Source organism: Pseudomonas sp. VA159-2 (assembly GCF_024126635.1).
In the GTDB taxonomy this organism is placed as follows: domain Bacteria; phylum Pseudomonadota; class Gammaproteobacteria; order Pseudomonadales; family Pseudomonadaceae; genus Aquipseudomonas; species Aquipseudomonas muyukensis.
In genome coordinates this window covers 1-17,368 of sequence record NZ_JAMYBV010000011.1, presented here as the reverse complement: position 1 = coordinate 17,368, position 17,368 = coordinate 1, and the positions used below count along the sequence as shown (strand labels likewise).

Annotated in this window: 18 protein-coding genes; 7 read left to right on the top strand and 11 right to left on the bottom strand. The window is 66.4% G+C overall.

Going from position 1 to position 17,368, the window contains the following annotated elements; genetic code table 11:
- Window positions 1-152 precede the first annotated feature (152 nt).
- Window positions 153-1,247 carry an iron-sulfur cluster carrier protein ApbC gene (gene apbC, locus NJG22_RS12945; protein WP_253094995.1) on the top strand — a complete coding sequence of 365 codons (1,095 nt, stop codon included), beginning with the start codon at window positions 153-155 and terminating at the stop codon, window positions 1,245-1,247.
- A 138-nt stretch (window positions 1,248-1,385) separates the two neighbouring features.
- Here the strand turns inward: apbC and NJG22_RS12940 are convergent, their stop codons facing one another.
- Window positions 1,386-1,595, bottom strand: coding sequence for a cold-shock protein (locus NJG22_RS12940; protein ID WP_003254922.1), 210 nt, complete (start codon window positions 1,593-1,595; stop codon window positions 1,386-1,388).
- A gap of 329 nt (window positions 1,596-1,924) precedes the next feature.
- Here NJG22_RS12940 and dcd point away from each other — a divergent pair, with 329 nt between their 5' ends.
- Window positions 1,925-2,491: a dCTP deaminase gene (dcd, locus tag NJG22_RS12935; protein ID WP_050704036.1), complete on the top strand. Its 567-nt coding sequence runs from the start codon at window positions 1,925-1,927 to the stop codon at window positions 2,489-2,491.
- A gap of 97 nt (window positions 2,492-2,588) precedes the next feature.
- Entirely contained in the window at window positions 2,589-2,828 is a 240-nt protein-coding gene (locus NJG22_RS12930; protein ID WP_253094993.1) for a hypothetical protein, read from the top strand.
- Here NJG22_RS12930 and pdeM read toward each other — a convergent pair whose 3' ends face one another.
- The 10 genes from pdeM to NJG22_RS12880 all read right to left on the bottom strand — a co-directional run bounded on the left by pdeM (window position 2,829) and on the right by NJG22_RS12880 (window position 14,302).
- Entirely contained in the window at window positions 2,829-3,485 is a 657-nt protein-coding gene (gene pdeM, locus NJG22_RS12925; RefSeq protein WP_253094991.1) for a ligase-associated DNA damage response endonuclease PdeM, read from the bottom strand.
- Entirely contained in the window at window positions 3,473-5,941 is a 2,469-nt protein-coding gene (locus NJG22_RS12920) for a ligase-associated DNA damage response DEXH box helicase (RefSeq protein ID WP_253094990.1), read from the bottom strand. The genes pdeM and NJG22_RS12920 overlap by 13 nt, the downstream gene beginning before the upstream one ends.
- A gap of 64 nt (window positions 5,942-6,005) precedes the next feature.
- Window positions 6,006-7,121 (bottom strand): succinylglutamate desuccinylase/aspartoacylase family protein, encoded by a 1,116-nt coding sequence (locus tag NJG22_RS12915; RefSeq protein WP_253094989.1) that lies wholly within the window; start codon window positions 7,119-7,121, stop codon window positions 6,006-6,008.
- 86 nt (window positions 7,122-7,207) lie between these two features.
- The gene (locus NJG22_RS12910) at window positions 7,208-8,866 is read right to left on the bottom strand and encodes an ATP-dependent DNA ligase (RefSeq protein WP_253094988.1); all 1,659 of its coding nucleotides are present in this window, start codon (window positions 8,864-8,866) and stop codon (window positions 7,208-7,210) included.
- On the bottom strand, window positions 8,863-9,879 hold the full coding sequence (locus tag NJG22_RS12905; RefSeq protein ID WP_253094987.1) for a ligase-associated DNA damage response exonuclease: 1,017 nt from the start codon (window positions 9,877-9,879) through the stop codon (window positions 8,863-8,865). Before NJG22_RS12905 ends, NJG22_RS12910 begins: the two co-directional genes overlap by 4 nt.
- Window positions 9,880-10,029: 150 nt before the next feature.
- Complete coding sequence (locus tag NJG22_RS12900) at window positions 10,030-12,465, bottom strand: penicillin acylase family protein (protein WP_253094986.1); 2,436 nt, start codon at window positions 12,463-12,465, stop codon at window positions 10,030-10,032.
- Between the two features lie 171 nt (window positions 12,466-12,636).
- Window positions 12,637-12,840, bottom strand: a complete 204-nt coding sequence (locus tag NJG22_RS12895; RefSeq protein WP_217853325.1) for an SEC-C metal-binding domain-containing protein — start codon at window positions 12,838-12,840, stop codon at window positions 12,637-12,639.
- Between the two features lie 7 nt (window positions 12,841-12,847).
- The gene (locus NJG22_RS12890) at window positions 12,848-13,324 is read right to left on the bottom strand and encodes an LEA type 2 family protein (RefSeq protein WP_253094984.1); all 477 of its coding nucleotides are present in this window, start codon (window positions 13,322-13,324) and stop codon (window positions 12,848-12,850) included.
- Window positions 13,325-13,326: 2 nt separating this feature from the next.
- On the bottom strand, window positions 13,327-13,803 hold the full coding sequence (locus tag NJG22_RS12885; RefSeq protein WP_253094982.1) for a YchJ family protein: 477 nt from the start codon (window positions 13,801-13,803) through the stop codon (window positions 13,327-13,329).
- 4 nt (window positions 13,804-13,807) lie between these two features.
- Window positions 13,808-14,302 (bottom strand): DUF6231 family protein, encoded by a 495-nt coding sequence (locus tag NJG22_RS12880; RefSeq protein ID WP_217853328.1) that lies wholly within the window; start codon window positions 14,300-14,302, stop codon window positions 13,808-13,810.
- A 160-nt stretch (window positions 14,303-14,462) separates the two neighbouring features.
- Between NJG22_RS12880 and NJG22_RS12875 the strand changes: the two genes are divergently transcribed.
- The 4 genes from NJG22_RS12875 to NJG22_RS12860 all read left to right on the top strand — a co-directional run bounded on the left by NJG22_RS12875 (window position 14,463) and on the right by NJG22_RS12860 (window position 17,091).
- Window positions 14,463-15,155, top strand: a complete 693-nt coding sequence (locus tag NJG22_RS12875) for an OmpA family protein (protein ID WP_253094980.1) — start codon at window positions 14,463-14,465, stop codon at window positions 15,153-15,155.
- An 89-nt stretch (window positions 15,156-15,244) separates the two neighbouring features.
- Window positions 15,245-15,964, top strand: coding sequence for an OmpA family protein (locus NJG22_RS12870; protein WP_253094978.1), 720 nt, complete (start codon window positions 15,245-15,247; stop codon window positions 15,962-15,964).
- Between the two features lie 100 nt (window positions 15,965-16,064).
- Window positions 16,065-16,340, top strand: a complete 276-nt coding sequence (locus NJG22_RS12865; protein ID WP_217853331.1) for a DUF1145 domain-containing protein — start codon at window positions 16,065-16,067, stop codon at window positions 16,338-16,340.
- Window positions 16,333-17,091 (top strand): collagen-like protein, encoded by a 759-nt coding sequence (locus tag NJG22_RS12860; RefSeq protein WP_253094977.1) that lies wholly within the window; start codon window positions 16,333-16,335, stop codon window positions 17,089-17,091. The genes NJG22_RS12865 and NJG22_RS12860 overlap by 8 nt, the downstream gene beginning before the upstream one ends.
- The last annotated feature ends 277 nt before the right edge of the window (window positions 17,092-17,368 follow it).

Below are 17,368 nucleotides of genomic sequence, written 5' to 3'. Positions count from 1 at the left end.
TCGGCTACTTATCTGGCGACGGGGTAAAAATAAGGATGATCGGCCACTATAAAGGGCTGGCGAATTTATTTCACCCCGCGTGCGCATCTGCTGACGATTGACGGGTTAGCATAGGCGCCTGTTTCGTATTCCGTTTGCCAATGGGAGCCTCCATGAGTGCCGTCACCCGTGCCGCCGTCGAAGGCGTGCTTCGCCAGTACACCGACCCCTACCTGAACCAGGACCCGGTCAGCGCCGGGTGCGTGCGCGCCATCGATATCCACGGCGGGCAGGTCAAGGTGCAGTTGCAACTGGGTTATGCCGCCGGCCTGTTCAAGGGCGGCTGGGCCCAGGTGCTGCAGACCGCCATCGAGAACCTGGAGGGGGTCGCCTCGGCCCAGGTGAGCATCGACTGCGTGGTCGCTACCCACAAAGCCCAGGCCCAGGTGCCGGCCATGGCCAACGTGAAGAACGTCATCGCCGTGGCGTCGGGCAAGGGCGGGGTGGGCAAGTCGACCACCGCGGCCAACCTGGCCCTGGCCCTGGCCCGTGAGGGTGCCCGGGTCGGTATTCTCGACGCCGACATCTATGGCCCGAGCCAGGGCGTGATGTTCGGTATCGCCGAAGGCACCCGCCCGCAGATCCGCGAGCAGAAGTGGTTCGTACCGATCAAGGCCCACGGCGTCGAGGTGATGTCCATGGCCTTCCTCACCGACGACAACACGCCGATGGTCTGGCGCGGCCCGATGGTGTCCGGCGCCTTGTTGCAACTGGTGACCCAGACCGCCTGGGACGACCTCGACTACCTGGTGATCGACATGCCGCCGGGCACTGGCGACATCCAGCTGACCCTGGCGCAAAAAGTGCCGGTGGCAGGTTCGGTGATCGTGACCACGCCTCAGGACCTGGCGCTGCTGGATGCGAAAAAAGGCGTGGAAATGTTCCGCAAGGTCAATATCCCGGTGCTGGGCGTGGTGGAGAACATGGCCGTGCACATCTGCTCGAACTGCGGTCATGCCGAGCACCTGTTCGGTGCAGGCGGCGGCGAGAAGCTGGCGGCGCAGTACGGCGTCGAGCTGCTGGCTTCGCTGCCGCTGTCGATATTGATCCGCGAGCAGGCCGACAGCGGCAAGCCGACGGCGATTGCAGAGCCTGAGAGCCAGATTGCCATGGTCTACCAGGAGTTGGCCCGTCAGGTGGGTGCACGGATTGTGCTGCAGGAAGCGGCTGCGCCGGCGATGCCTAGCATCACCATCAGCGAAGACTGATCCCTGTGGGAGCGGCCTTGTGTCGCGACCCTTTCGCGGCACAAGGCCGCTCCCACAGGACCGCGCATGTGTTTCGGTCAGGCATAAAAAAACCCGCCAGAAGGCGGGTTTTTTTGAAAGCTAAAAAGCGAGATCGACTTAGGCGATCTGAACTTCTTCAGCCTGCATGCCTTTCTGGCCGCGGGTAGCGACGAAAGTAACAGCCTGGCCTTCTTTCAGGGTTTTGAAGCCGTCAGCTTGGATGGCTTTGAAGTGCACGAACAGGTCGTCGCCCGACTGAGGGGTGATGAAGCCGTAGCCCTTCTCATCGTTGAACCACTTGACAACACCGGATTGACGGTTGGACATTTTTCTGTCTCCTTGGACAAAGTTGATAACGGTCAGGAAACACCCTGACCGGGACTGAGCGCAAAGAGAGCAGAAAATTCAGCGATGGGCCGATCAGGATCGTGCATCAAACTAGAGATTCTCGGTGTCACGTGCAGCACAGTGGCGCCACCTTAACCCACTTTCCACAACCTGCCAATGGCCAAGAAGCGCTTTGATGAAATTCGGATCGGCGGCCTGTGCAGCCCCCGTCCGGCGCGGGATCGGGCAAGGAAACTTTAACCTGGGCGTCGGGACCGGTAAGATGCGCATCTGGTTTTTCACCCCGCACTCTTTCAGGACACCCCGCCATGAGCATCAAATCGGACAAGTGGATTCGCCGCATGGCGCAGGAACACGGCATGATCGAACCCTTCGTCGAGCGCCAGGTGCGTGGCGAGCAGGACAGCCGAGTGATTTCCTTCGGCGTCTCCAGCTACGGCTACGACGTGCGCTGCGCCGATGAATTCAAGGTGTTCACCAACATCAATTCGGCCACCGTCGATCCGAAGAACTTCGATGCCGGCAGCTTCGTCGACATCAAGAGCGACGTCTGCATCATCCCGCCCAACTCCTTCGCCCTGGCCCGCACCGTCGAGTACTTCCGCATCCCGCGTGACGTGCTGACCATCTGCCTGGGCAAGAGCACCTATGCCCGTTGCGGCATCATCGTCAACGTCACCCCGCTGGAGCCCGAGTGGGAAGGCCACGTGACCCTGGAGTTCTCCAACACCACCACGCTGCCGGCGAAGATCTATGCCAACGAAGGCGTGGCGCAGATGCTGTTCCTGCAGTCCGACGAAGCATGCGAAGTTTCGTACAAGGACCGTGGCGGCAAGTACCAGGGCCAGCGCGGCGTCACCCTGCCGCGCACCTGAGCCGACCAAGTGCGGGGAATTGTTTCTCCGTTCGGCACTCCAAGCAAAGACAGTCCCGCCGCGCATGAAGCGCGTCGGCTCTCGTGAGGAGCTGCCTATGAAACTCGACCCCGCAATCAGCGCCAAGCTGGCCGTCCTGCAGCCGAACCAGATCGGATTGCTGGCCTGGTCGCTGTTGGCGCACCCCACTGTCCATGCGTCGATCCCATTGCACGCCGGCGGCGTGCCGCACCAGCCCGATCCCGACACGCCTCAGCCTGGCGACCCCGGCGAACAGCCCATGGAGCCGGGTGAGCCGACCCTGCCCGACGAGCCACCGCCAGCACCGGTAGCCTGATCAGCCGGTCACCGGCCAGACCTGTCCCGCTGCCGCGAGGTATACCTGGTCGCCGGCGTTGGGCGTCACTGCGTAGCCGCCGGTGAATGCGCCAAATGCTGGCAGCAGCGTCACCTGCTGGCCGACCACGAAGCATGGCAGGCGCAGGCGTTGCCGTGCGCGGCCACGTAAGACGAACACAGGGTGGACATGGCCGGCGAGCACCGGGCGCTCTGCGTGGGGCAGTGGCTCGTGCTGCAGGGCGAAGGGGCCTAGCGGCCACGGCTGGTTTTCCACCTGGATGCGCAGTGCGGCCGGCGGATCGCCGGCATGCAGGTCGTGATTGCCCCTGACCAGGACGATCTGCAACTGCCGGTGGCGTTCTCGCCATCCTTGCACGGCCGCGAGCGTGGCTGCCGCGCGACCTGTACGGGCATGCAGGAAGTCGCCAAGTATGATCAGCGTCGAGCACGCACAGCTCGCCAACAACCTGTCCAGGCGCTCGAGGGTTTGAAGGGTGGTACCGCGCGGCACGGGCTGGTGCAGGGCGCGGTAGCTGGCAGCCTTGCCGATATGCACATCGGCCACCAGCAACGCCTGGCGTGCAGGCCAGTACAGCGCCTTGTCCGGTAGCAACCACAAGGTCTCACCGCAATGTTCGATGGTCAGCGGTTGCATGCTTGGGCCTCTTTTGCCGCGGCTCTTTCCAGCTCGTTGACCATGCGCGCGATCCGGTCGGCCAGTTTCTCGGTGGTCAGGGTTTCGCGCATGCCGTCCACCAACAGGGCAAATGCCAGCGGGCCGGGGCGTTGCAGGGCTCGTAGTACCAGGCGTTGGGTAGCCATCTTGCGCAATTGCCGGCGCAGCCGCTCGATGTCTAGCTCCTCGTTCAGCACTTCGTCACGGGCCTGGCCCAGCAACAGGTTATCGGCGTCATGCTTGCGAAATACCTCGTAGAACAGCCCGCTCGAGGCCTGTATCTGCCGTGTGCTCTTCTGCGCAGCCGGATAGCCGCCGAACACCAGGCCGGCGATCTGGGCGATTTCGCGAAAGCGCCGCAAAGCCATTTCGCCGGCGTTGAGGCTGGCCAGCACATCGTCCAGAAGCTGTTCGCTGTCCAGTGTCGCAGGCAGCTGGCTGGCCCAGTCCACAGGGCTGGGGCTGAGCAATTCGAAGCCATAGTCATTGACTGCGATGGAGACCGACAGCGGTTGCTCGCGGCTCACCCGCCAGGCGATCAGGTTGGCCAGTCCCAAGTTGGCCATGCGGCCGGCGAAGGGATAGAGAAACAGGTGCGAGCCTTGCCGAGAGGACAAGGTTTCCGCCAGCAGCGTATCTTGCGTCGGCAGCGCCGACCAGCGCGCCTGTAGCGCCAGCAACGGCTGTGCGCAGCGCATCTCTTCCCCTTCGAAACGACCCTGCGCCGCCGCGTCGAGCTGCCCGACCAAGGCCTCGGCCAGCTCGCTCGATAGCGGCATGCGCCCGCCGTTCCAGCGCGCTACGGCGGCCTTGCGCGCGGTGCTGCGACGCACGTAGGCGGTCATGTTTTCCACCCGTACCAGTTCCAGTACCCGGCCTGCGAACACCAAGGTATCGCCCGGCCGCAGGCGGGCGATGAATGCCTCCTCCACGCTGCCCAGGTGCTTGCCAGCGCCACCCTTGCTCCAGTACTTCAATTGCAGGCTGGCCTCGCTGACGATAGTGCCGATGCCCATGCGGTGGCGCCGTGCCAGGCGTTCGCTGGCCACCCGCCAGATGCCGTCGGCGCCGACCTCGACTCGCTGGTAGTCGGGGTAGGCGCCCAGGGCGCTGCCGCCGTGGCGGACGAAGCCGAGCGCCCATTGCCATTGGCTGTCACGCAAGTCGCGAAACGCCCAGGTGCTACGGACCTCCTCAAGCAGTTGCTCTGGCTCAAAGCCGCTGCCCAGGGCCATGCTGACCAGATGCTGGACCAGCACATCCATGCTCAGGCGCGGCGAGCAGCGCGCTTCGATTTGCCCGGCGGCCAGGGCTTTGCGTGCCGCAGCCGCTTCCACCAGCTCCAGGCTGTGGGTCGGTACCAGGGTAATGCGCGAGGCCCGCCCCGGCGCATGGCCAGAGCGCCCGGCACGTTGCATCAACCGGGCGACGCCCTTGGCCGAACCGATCTGCAGCACGCGTTCGACTGGCAGGAAGTCGACCCCAAGGTCCAGGCTGGAGGTGCAGATCACCGCCTTGAGCCTACCCTGCTTGAGGCTGCGCTCCACCCAGTCGCGGCTCGATCGCGCCAGCGAGGCATGGTGCAGGGCAATCAACCCCGCCCATTCGGGCCGGGCCTCGAGCAAGGCCTGGTACCAGAGCTCAGCCTGCGCGCGGGTGTTGGTAAAGACCAGGCTGCTGGTGCTGGCCTGCAGTTCGGCGACCACCTGCTCCAGCATCTTCAAGCCCATGTGCCCCGCCCACGGAAAGCGTTCCAGCTGTGCGGGCAGCAGCGTGTCGACCTGCAGCCGCTTGTCTTGGCGCCCGTGAATCAGCTGGCCGCCCTGCGGCAGCAGTACGTCCTGGGCATGTTGCAGGTTGCCCAATGTGGCGGACAAACCCCACACCAGTAAGTGTGGCCGCCAGCGCCGCAGCCGTGCCAGGGCCAGTTGCAGTTGCACACCACGTTTGTTGCCCAGCAGTTCATGCCACTCATCCACCACCACCATGTTCAGCCCGGCGAAGTCGGTTTCGGCCTGGGCACGCGTCAGCAGCAGGGTCAGGCTTTCGGGGGTAGTGATCAGTACGCTGGGCAGGCGCCTGGCTTGGCGGGCGCGTTCGGCGCTGCCCGTGTCGCCACTGCGTACGCCGACGCTCCAGGGCAGCTGGAGTTCGTCAATCGGGGCCTGCAGCGCCCTGGCGGTATCGGCCGCCAGGGCCCGCATCGGCGTGATCCACAGCACCTGCAAGGGCACCGGCTGGCGGCGTGGGCCGGGCTGGGCCCAGGCGCGCAGCGCGGCCAACCAGACGGCATAGGTCTTGCCTGCGCCGGTGCTGGCATGCAGCAGGCCCGACTCGCCGCGCCCGACCGCCGCCCAGAGGCGCCGCTGGAACGCGAACGGTGTCCAGTGGCGTGCGGCGAACCAGGCGTTGGCAAGATCGGTGCGGGCAGGCATCGGCTAGCGGTCTCTCAGGCTGTGCCTCTAGTGACCGCCTGCCGAGGCGTTTGGTTTTATCGGATCAGTTGCCCAGCAAATAGCCGCTGCGGCACACCTGGTCTCCGGCGACATGGGCGACAACCATGCCCGCGGTAGCCATGCGTCGGATGCTGCGGGCATACAGCAGCCCGGCGTGGGTATTGCGCAGTGGCGTCACCCGGTCGCTGAGTGGATCGATGACCTCGGCGATCAACTGGCCGGCTTCGAGGTATTGGCCAGGATTGGCATGGAAAACCAGCAGGCCACCCAGCGGCGCGGTGACCGGTTCCACGGCGGCCAGCGGCGTGGCGGGGTGACGCAGGCCGGGCAAGGGGGCGGCCTGGCCTTCGATCACGCCGCTGTGGGTGAGGAAATCCACAATCGCCTGGCAGTCGCGAGTGGCCAGGGCATGGCTGACGTCCGCCTGGCCGCGCAGCTCGATAGTCACCGAGACACTGCCCTGGGGGATCGGGAAGCGTTTGCCGAAGCGTTGTTGCAATTGCCACCAGACCAGGCTGAAGCACTCGTCGAACGACTGCCCGCCCGAGTCCGTGGCCAGCAGGCTGGCCTGCACGCCCAGGTACCGGGCCAGGGGCTCGACCTGTGGCCAGGCTTCGGGTGTGGTGTACAAGTGCTCGACGGCTTCGAAGTCGCAGTGCAGGTCGAGCACCATGTCGGCGTCGCAGGCCAAACGTTGCAAGGTCAGGCGCAGGGACTGCAGCGGCGTGCGCGCGGGGTGGGCGTCCAGGCCGCGGCGCAGGTACTCGCGGATCAGCGCCAGGTTGTGCGCCGCATCCTGGTTCAGATGGGCCTCGATCTGGTCGCCTATGTTGTCGGACAGGTCGACGAAGCGGCGGTTGAAGTTCTCGCCGCTTTGCAGTTCGAAGCGGCCCAGGGGCGCATCCAGCAGCACTTGTTCCAGGCCCACGGGGTTGGCCACCGGGACCAGGATGATTTCACGCAGCAGCCGGCCTTGACGCTCCAGTTCCCCCAAGCGCTGCTTGAGGTGCCAGGCCACCAGCATGCCCGGCAGTTCGTCGGCGTGCAGCGATGCCTGGATGTAAACCTTGGCGCCACCGCGCGGACCGAAATGGAAACTATGCAGTTGGCGGGCGACGCCGGGGACGGGAGATAGCAGCTCGTGGGTCGAATGATGCATGGAAGTCCTGACGAAGCGGTCTGCGAGAAGGGCTGGGATCATGGATAGAAGCACAACTTCACGGCGAGCGCATCCTCGCCGTGCGTTCAGCCCAGCAGTGCCTGCAATGTCGCCAGGTCATCGGCTTGCTCGACGGGCTTGTCGTGGCGCCAGCGCAGCATCCGCGGAAAACGCACGGCGATGCCGCTCTTGTGGCGCTTCGACAGGGCGATGCCTTCGAAGCCCAGCTCGAAGACCAGCGTAGGCGTCACGCTGCGTACCGGGCCGAAGGTTTGCACCGTGGTCTTGCGGATGATCGCGTCCACTCGGCGCATTTCGTCATCGCTCAACCCTGAATAGGCCTTGGCGAAAGGCACCAGTGCGCGTTCGGGCGCACCGGCCGGGCCGTCCCACACGGCGAAGGTGTAGTCGCTGTACAGGCTAGCGCGACGACCATGGCCGCGTTGGGCATAAATCAACACCGCATCGACACTGAACGGGTCGATTTTCCATTTCCACCACAGGCCCATGTCCTTGGTCCGGCCCACCCCGTAGAGTGCCTCGCGCTGCTTGAGCATCAAGCCTTCGACACCCCGGGCGCGCGACGCTTCGCGCTGGTGGGCCAGGTCGTTCCAGTCCTTGCCGGTCAGCAACGGCGACAGCCGGACCGCCGCCAATGGGTACTGCGCGAGCAGGTGCTCGAGCTGTTGACGGCGCTCATGCAGGGGGCGGTTGCGCCAATCTTCGCCTTGCCACTCAAGCAGGTCGTAGGCCAGCAGGATCACCGGAGCTTCAGTCAGCAGCTGCTTGCCCAGGCGCTTGCGGCCAAGGCGTTGTTGCAGCAGGGCAAAGGGCTGCACGGCGATGGCCTGCGCAAGGGGGGCGGGTTTGCAGACCAGAATCTCGCCGTCGAGGACCACGCCGTCGGGCAGGGTCGCGGCCAGACTGTGCAGCTCGGGAAAGCGCTCGGTCACCAGTTCCTCGCCGCGCGACCAGATCCACAGTTGGCCATCGCGCTTGACCACTTGCGCGCGGATGCCGTCCCACTTCCATTCGATCTGCCACTGTTCGGGCGGACCCAGCAGGTCGTCGAACTGCTGGCAGGGCGCCTGCAGCGAGTGGGCGAGGAAGAACGGGTAAGGTTGGCCGCCGCGTTGCTGGTGCTCGTCGGGTGATTCCACGGCGATCAGCCGCAGATAGCTGTCCGCGGTCGGTCGATGGCCCAGGTCGGTAAAACCCACCAGGCGCTGCGCGACGCGCTTGCTGTCCAGCCCGGCCAACTGCGCGAGGGCGCGGGTCACCAGTAACTTGGAGACGCCGACGCGCAAGCTGCCGGTGACCAGCTTCAGGCACAGCATCAGGCTTGCCCGGTCGAGTTTTGCCCAGAGCGCAGGCAGGCGCTCGTGAAGTATTTCGGCGGGTTGGCCGCGCAACGGCAGCAGGTGCTGTTCGACCCACTCAGCCAGCCCGTCGTCGTTACGGTGGGGTTGCTCGGGCAGCAACAGTGAAACGGTTTCGGCCAGGTCGCCCACGGCCTGGTAGCTTTCCTCGAACAGCCAGTCCGGCAGGTTCGCTTGACGCGTGGCTAGTTCGCGCAGCAGGCGGGTGGGCACCAGTTGCCGGGGACGGCCACCGGCCAGGAAGTACACTGCCCATGCCGCGTCGCCCGGCGGGACGGCCGCGAAGTAGTCACGCAAGGCTTGTAGCTTGGCGTTGCTCGAGGTGGTCGCGTCCAGGCGCAGGTAGAGGTCGGCGAAGGCCTTCATGGGTTCGGCTCCGGCACTGTAGCGTCATCTTCCTCGCCGTATTCGGTAACGAAGCCGCGGGCATCCAGGCCCCGCTCGCAGAGGTAGCGCACCAGCACGTTCACCGAACCATGGGTGACCATCACCCGTTCGGCGCCGGTCTGCTCGATGGCCCAGAGCAGGCCCGGCCAGTCGGCATGGTCGGAAAGCACGAAACCGCGGTCGACGCCGCGCCGGCGGCGCGTGCCGCGCAAGCGCATCCAGCCGCTGGCGAAACCGTCGCTGTACTCACCAAAGCGTTTCATCCAGTTGCTGCCGGCCGCAGACGGCGGTGCCAGCACCAGGGCCTGGCGCAGTTGAGGGTCCTGGCGGGGCAAGTCGCCGACGTACTGGGTGGGCGGTAGCGCGATGCCGGCCTGGCGATACACCCGGTTAAGCGGTTCGACCGCGCCGTGGACCAGGATTGGGCCGATGCTGGCATCCAGGCCGTGGAGAATCCGCTGGGCTTTTCCGAAGGCGTAGCAGAACAGCACGCTGGCCTTGCCTTGGTCGCGATTGCCGCGCCACCAGGCGTCGATGTCGGCGAACACCTCGGTTTGCGGCGGCCAGCGGTAGATGGGCAGGCCGAAGGTCGACTCGGTAATGAATGTGTGGCAACGCACGGGCTCGAACGCAGCACAGGTGCCGTCGGGCTCGACCTTGTAGTCGCCCGAGGCGACCCAGACCTGGCCTTGATATTCCAGGCGTACCTGGGCCGAGCCCAGCACATGGCCGGCCGGATGCAGGCTCAGGGTCACGCCGTGGTGCAGCAGGGGTTCGCCGTAGGGCAAGGTCTGCAGGTCGACCGCCGCGCCCAGGCGGCTGCGCAGGACGCCCGCGCCAGGGGTGGCGGTCAGGTAGTGGCGATTGCCCGTGCGCGCGTGGTCACCATGGCCATGGGTGATGACCGCGCGCTCCACAGGGCGCCACGGGTCGATGTAGAAATCACCGGGCGGGCAATAAAGGCCTTCGGGACGGGCGATGACGAGGTCCATGGTGTAGGGATCGGTTAGGGCCTACAACGTGGGAGCGGCGTGGGGGCGCGAAAGTTCGGGCAGGTTTCTACCCGAACCGGCTCGATCGCCGGACAAGCCCGCTACCACCGGCGGTTTCGCGGCCAGTGGCGGCGGCCTTCTCGCGATTGCCTAGCGGCCTGGCGTCAGTGTCAGGCGCTGGTTGCCATAGGCCCTGGCGAAGTTCTGCGGCTGCAGCGGCAGGCTCATGAAGCGCCCCTTGAACCAGGCCTCCAGCCCATCGCTGTAGTGACGGCTGGCCGGGTTGCCGGATTGGCCGCTGCTGGTCAGCACTTGCAGCGGCTCGGCCTGGCCGAAGTCGACGATCATGCGCGCCGAGGCTGGCAGTTGCGTGTCGAAGCGGCTGCCCCAGGCGTAGGGGGTCAGGGCCAGGGTGCTGAAGTCGCCACCGGCGGCCAGCGGCGCGCGCTTCAGGTTGTCGCCCAGGCCCTGGTAGTTCGGTGCCGGCCAACGGTACTGGTGCAGCTTGCCCCATTGCCAGGCGCGGCGGTCGGCGCCCAGTTGCGCGGTGCCGGTGTCGATCGCGGCGGCCAGGCTGCGGGCCAGGATGGCCGGTTTGTCTTCCTTTTGCGCGGTGCCACGGTCATCCCAGAACGGGCTGTCCTCGCGCCCCAGCAAGTGGTCGGCCTGGGCCGAGTAGGACAGCTGTGCGTTGCCGACGAACGCTTGCCAGGCCGGACTGGACTCCGGGCCCAGTTCGTCGAGGAAGGTCTGCCGGGTCACCTCGTGGAGGAACAGTTCATACAGCGCGGCATCGGCCGACACCGGGCTCAACCGGCCATCGAAGGCCTTGAGCCGGGCCAGGGCGTCGCGGGCCTTGTCGCGCTGGGCGGCGGGCAGGGCATCGATGGCCTGCTTGAGCGGCTGGGCCATGCCGGGGGCGTCGAACATCTGCTTGAGCTTGGCGGCCAGCGGCGTTACCTGGTCGTTCTGCAGCGCCATCAGGCTGCGGCTGTCGTGGCGGCCGTTGCCGGCCAGCTGGGCCAGGCGTTCGGCACGCTCGGGGTAGTACCAGCTGCTCGACAACTGCATGCCATAGCCCTTGGGCAGGCTGCGCTGGTTGGCGTGGCCGATGAAGCCGGCCGGTGGGTCCTGGTCGTAGGGGTGGAGCATGGCGTCGGCGAAGCCGTCCCAGTCGTAACGCCCGTCCCAGCCCGGCGAGGGCAGCAGGCCCTGGCCTTCGCGGCGGTTGGGGTAGCGGCCGCTGACCTGCCAGCCGATATGCCCCGGCTCGGCGAAGACGAAGTTGAGCGCCGCGGCGCCGACCTCGCGGGTGCTGTCGAAGGCTTTCTCGAGGTTGCTGGCGCGGGTCAGGTCGAACAGCGCATCGAGGCTGCGGTCGTCCTTGAGATGCGGCAGGTGCAGCGCCAGTGCCAGGCTGCCATGGCCCGGTAGCAGGGTGCCGTGGCGGGTGTCGTACAGCACCTCGCGCTGCGGGCGCTGGCCGCGGACGAAGAAGGTTTCGTTGCGCGCCCGGGCTGGCTGCCACTTGCCGTCGACCAGGTAGCTGAGCTGGTTGCCCTGGCGGCGCACTTGTTCGAGGAACAGGTCCTGGTTGTCGGCCATTACCGCGCTGGCGCTCCAGGCCAGTTTGCCGTTGTAGCCGGCCAGCACGATCGGCAGGCCGGGTAGCGACAGGCCGGCGACCTGGTACTTGCCGGTGTGAATCTGCACCGGGCTCAGGGCCCAGGTGGCGCGGCTGTCGCTGGCCAGCAGGCTCTTGCCGCTGCGGCTGCGCTGGGGGGCCAGGGCCAGGTTGGACGAGCCCGGGGCACCGAGCAGGCCGAGGTCGGCCAGGCGCTGGCCGCTGCCCGCCAGGGCGGCAAGGCCCGGTAGCTGGCTGGCCAGGTTCAGGCCCTTGAGCTTGTCCACCTCGGCCTCGGCCAGGGGTTCGTCGGGGGCGCCGGGCAGCAGCCAGGCCAGCTTGTCGGCGCCGACCTTCTGCGCCAGGGTCAGGGCCGCCAGCTCTTCTTGCAGGTTCACCGATTGGCTGAAGGCATACAGGCTGAAGATCAACGCCGAATCCTCGGGCTTCCAGTACTCCAGGCGGTAGCCGCTGCGGGCCAGCTCCACCGGCAGCTTGTCGCGGTAGCGGAACAGGTAGGCGTTGACCCCGCGGGCATACACCTCGAAGAAGCGCTTGAGCCGCGGCGAGGCGTCGGCATAGAGCTGCCCGGCGTTCTGCTTGAGGTTGGCCGTACGCATCAGGCGGTCGATCTCCAGCGCCTCGCTGCCGGCCAGTTCCGCCAGGCGGCCCTGGGCCAGCAGGCGCATGGCGACCATCTGCCCGATGCGGTCGCCGGCATGCACGTAGCCCAGGCTGAACAGTGCGTCATGGAAGTTGCTGCTTTCGATCAGCGCCGCGCCCATGGCGTTGCGCCGCACCGAGACGTTCTGCGCCAGGCCCTTGAGCGGCTGCACGCCGGTGCTCGGCGGCACGCTGTCCTGCTGCCCGCCCAGTTGGCAACCGGCGAGCGCGAGCATGCCGAGCAACACGGCGGTGTTGCCGAAGTGGGGGCGCGAAGGTGGAAGGACGGGGGCGGCCATGACTAGGCTCCTGCAGGGCGTGGCGGGGTTGTGAAAGGCGCTAAGGTAGTGAGCGCGCAGTCGCCGTGCAAGGTGCCGGGGAGCTTTATTTACCAGCGGTCGTGGCGGGGCGTGTCGAGCGTGGGGCAGGCCCGCTCCCGCGGCATTTGCCGGGGAGCGGTGATGCGTCGGTCAGGCGCCGTGGCACTTCTTGAATTTCTTCTGGCTGCCGCATGGGCAAGGGTCGTTGCGGCCGACGTCCTTCAGGGCGTTGCGCACCGGCTCCTGGTGGCCGTGGTTGCAGTGCGGGCCGTGCACATGGCCGTGATCATGAGCATGCTGGTGGTCGTGATCGTGGTTGCAGTCGGGGCCATGGACATGGGGTTGCTGGGTCATTGCGCTGTTACTCCGGTTGAAGATCGCCGGGGATTATCTCACCCCTTTGCGTCATGTGCAGGTCCCGATGCACGATCAGCCCGGTGGCCAGCTCGCCGCGCAGTTGGTACTGCACCGGTTGCCCGCCCTTGAGCAGCTTGGCCAGCGGCTTGAGGTGCTGCCAGAGGTTGGTGTACGCAGTGATCTTGAAGGTGCGCCGGGCATGGCCGCCGACGCTGCGCCAGAGGCTGGCCTGGTCCTCGGCCAGCAACAGGTCGCCGAGCTTGACCGAATAGGCCAGGTTGCGAATGAACAGGCGGCCGCCATTGGGATTGTCGACCTGCAGGTGCAGGACGAACGCTTGCTGGTGCAGGCGCAGCTTGACCGGCTCGACCTGCAACAGGTGCACCTGCGGCTCGCGCCAGTCATCGCCGCCCCAGCTAGCGCAGCCCGCCAGCCAGGCCAGTAGCAGGCCGAGGGTGAGCAGGCGGGCCAGGGCGCGCATGGTCAGCTACCGAGGTAACTGGCGCAGCATTTCTTGAACTTCTGCCCGCTGGCGCAGGGGCAGGGGTCGTTGCGCCCGGCCTTGAAGGGCACCGTCGGGTCGATGAAGTACCAGCGCCCGGCGTGCTGGACGAAGGCCGAACGCTCGCGGTGCTGGTGATCGCCCTGCTGGTCGTGCCAGCGCGCGGTGAAGGTGACGAAGGCATGTTCGGGCTGGCCGCCGAGCACCTCGGCGCTTTCCACCTCCAGCCCCAGCCAGGTGCTCTGGGCGCTCCAGGCGGCAATGCCGGCGCGGTCCAGGTCGGCCTGCTGGGCCGGCAGGGTGGTGGCCACCAGGTAGTCCACCAACCCCAGCACATAGGCGCTGTAGCGCGAGCGCATCAGGGCCTGGGCGTCCGGCGCCGGGGTGCCGCCGTGATAATGCCCGCAGCAGGCGTCGAGCAAGTTGCCACTGCCGCAAGGGCAGACCGAGACACTCATTGAATCACCACCAGTACTTGCCAAAATTTTCCGGGTTGGCCCAGAACCTGGCGTTGAGCCAGTCCGGGACCTGTTTGTAGTCATGCAAATCATAGGTGAACAAGCTCAACACCTGCTCGTCGCGCTGGAATTTTTCGTTGGCCGAGAGGGCCAGGGCAAAGAAGTCCGTGGCCTGCCAGCCGCAGGCGGCGAGGTCGGCAAGCACCGCGACCCGGCTGGCGTTGAGGTTGCGGATGCCGCCCAGCAGCTCCAGGCCGGTGCGCTTGGGCAGGTGCTCCAGGCAGTCGACCAGCAGCGCCAGGTCGAAACGCTGGCCGGCCAGCGCCGCAGGCAAGGGCCCGGGCGCGGCCAGTTCGATGTGGCTGTGTGGATGGGCCGCGGCGAAGGCGTCGAGCGCCGGGAAGCGCGTACCCACCAGCAGCAGGCGGCGCGGCGCGAAGCGTTCGAGCAGGGCGGCCAGGGCCTGTTGGGGGGTGCGTTGGGCGAAAGCGTCGGTCATTGCCAATCCTCGTTCAGGTCGCTCAAGACTAACGGCCCCCGCCGTGTCGGCAAAGAGGCGGCGTGCCGCGTCGTGGCTTATTGCTGGCAGAGCGGGAAGCGGCGGTCTTTACTCCCAGAGCATCGGTTTTGCACCGATTCCCCCTAGGAGAAGCAACAAGATGAGCATAGTACGCACAGCGATACCCCTGGTTCTGCTCACCAGTGTGTTGACTGGTTGTGCAGGTTTGCAGAAAACCGACTGGCCGAAATGCGCTGCCGTCGGGGGTGTGGGCGGCGCGGCCCTGGGCGCGATCGAGAGTTCCAGCTGGGCCGGCTGGGGCGCCTTGCTCGGTGGCGGCCTGGCGGCTGGCTACTGCTGGGCCCATGGCGATGGCGACGAAGACGGCGATGGCGTGCCGGACAGCCGCGACAAGTGCCCGGGCACGCCGCGCGGGGTGCAGGTCGACGCCAACGGTTGCCCGCCTGCGCCTGCGCCGGTGGTCGAGGAAGTCGTGGTGCAGAAGGAAGAAGTCATCGTCATTCGCGATGTGCACTTCGAGTTCGACTCGGCGCGCCTGACCGCCACCGACAAGGAGCGCCTCAACACCGTCGCCACGCGCCTCAAGCAGGAGGCCCCCAGCGCCCGCTTGAGCGTCAGTGGCCATACCGACAGCGTCGGCTCCGATAGCTACAACCAGAAGCTCTCCGAGCGTCGCGCCCAGTCGGTGACCAGCTACTTGGTGCAAAGCGGTGTGCCGCGTGCCAGCTTCGTTTCGGTGGTGGGTGCCGGCGAGACCCAGCCGGTGGCCGACAACGCCACGGCCGATGGCCGCGCGATGAACCGCCGCACCGAGATCAAGATCCAGCGTTGATGGCGTAGCGCCTGTACCTTGAGAAGTGGCGCGGGCGCGTCTTTACTCCTGTGTGACCGGTAGCGGCCGGTGACACAGGAGCATTCACCATGCGTGTTTTGTCGAAGGCGGCACTGCCGCTGGTAGTGGCCACCAGCCTGCTGGCAGGTTGCGCCACCCACAGCGACGGCAGTGCGCCCCTCAATCAAAGGACCTGGCCCATCTGCAGCCTGCTGGGCGGGCTGGTCGGGGGTGGCCTGGGCGCCATCGAGAGTTCCAGTTGGGCGGCCGGCGCCGGTGTTGCCGGGGCCATTGCCGGTGGTTTGATCTGTTACGCCCAGGACGGCGACGAGGATGGTGATGGGGTCTTCGACCGCCGCGACCGCTGCCCGGACACGCCGACGGGGACGCAGGTCGATCACATGGGCTGCCCGTTGCCGCAGTACCCTGCATCGGCGCCGGCCCCGACGCCTGTGGCGACACCTGAAGTGATCACCCTGGACGACCAGGGCCAGGTGCTGTTCGCCTTCGACTCCGCCGAGCTGACCGGCGGCGCCCAGCAGCGGCTGCACAGCCTGTTGCCCAAGCTCAACGATCCCAGCGTGACCCGTGTCAAGGTGGTCGGGCACACCGACAGCGTAGGCTCGGACAGCTACAACCAGAAGCTGTCCGAACGGCGTGCCAGCAGTGTGGCCGAATACCTGATCAGCCAGGGCCTGGCACCGACCAAGGTGACCAGCCAGGGACGTGGCGAGGCGGAGCCGGTGGCCGACAACGACACCGACGAAGGCCGCGGGCACAACCGACGGGTGGAGTTGCACCTGAACTGAGCCCCTCTGGCGCGAGCCCCAGCTGTAGGGTTACTGTTGTCGGCACGGCCCGCTCGAACGGGCCGCGCCGACATAACAACAATTCTTTGGGGGCGGGGCTATGAAGTTCATCCTGGGCCTGGGCAAGGCCCTGACGGTGGTTTTCTGGTGGGTGGTGCTGGTCAATCTGTTCATGCCGCAGCCCTTGCCGTTCAACCTGCTGATCAACGCCGCTGGCGTTTTCCTGCTCGGCTTGCATGCGCTCGAGGTGCTGTTTTTCAATGGCAGCCTGCGTGGGCGCAGCCATCGCTGGTTCGATCGGTTGCAGATCTTGCTGACCGGCATTTTCCACGTCATGTCCATCCCACGGCCGCAGGAGGCGCCGAGCCATGCGTAAATTGATGTTGTTGGCCGCATTGGCCGCCCCCCTGGCCCAGGCCGAGAGCCTTGAAGTTGCCGCCCATTCGATGCTGCGCCTGCCCAACAAGTCGGCCAGCGTGCACCTAGAGCAGTTGCGCGTGGCCGATTCGGCGACCTTGCTGTTGCCGGCCAGCCTGACTGAATTGAAGATCGACCGGCTCGAACTGGGGCGTGATGCGCGCATTGCCATTGCCCCGGCCGAGCATGAGCTGAATATCGTGGCGGCGCATGCGGCGCTGGCCGAAGGCAGCGAGTTCAGCGCGCCGGGAGCGCCGGGTACCTACGAGCGGGCGGCGCGGCCGGGGCGCAACCTGGATCTGCGCCTGGAGGCGCTGGAGGCTGAGCGGGTGGCCATCGATGCCCGGGGCGGGGCGGGGGCGCCTGGGTATTTCGGGCTCGATGGCGCCAATGGCACGCCGGGTGGTTGCACCTGGGGTCAGGCTAGCCGGGGGGCCAATGGTGATGATGGGGGCAATGGCCATGATGGCGCTGCGGGTGGGCGGATTCGCTTGAGCGTGCCTGAGGGGTTCGCCCAGGAGCGGATCGTGGTACGGCTCGATGGCGGTGCGCCGGGTAAGCCGGGGGCTGCGGGCAAGGCGGGGCGGGGTGGGGCCAGCAAGGGGTGTCTGGTCTATAGCACGGATGCGGGGGCCAATGGGCGGCCTGGGCAGGCCGGACAGCCTGGGTTGGCTGGGGCTTCCGGGGAGTTGATTCTGCAGCGGTTGTGAATGGGTTTGAATAGGGTTTTTTGGTTAGTTGGTTAACTGGTTAGTTGGTTAGTTGGTTGGTTTTGGTAGTTGTATACGCATTCATTTGTGATGGCGACGCATAATCACCTTTCCGCCCTTACGGCGGGTAACTTTTTGAAGGATCAAAAAGTCACCAAAAAATCCTCGCTCCATTCATCCGGCCCCTACGCTGCGCTCCGGGGTTCCCTCACTCCGGCCTTGCTCCCGGGAGGACCGCGCTGTAGGGCCCATCCTGGGCCCCAGCGCTTGACGGGCA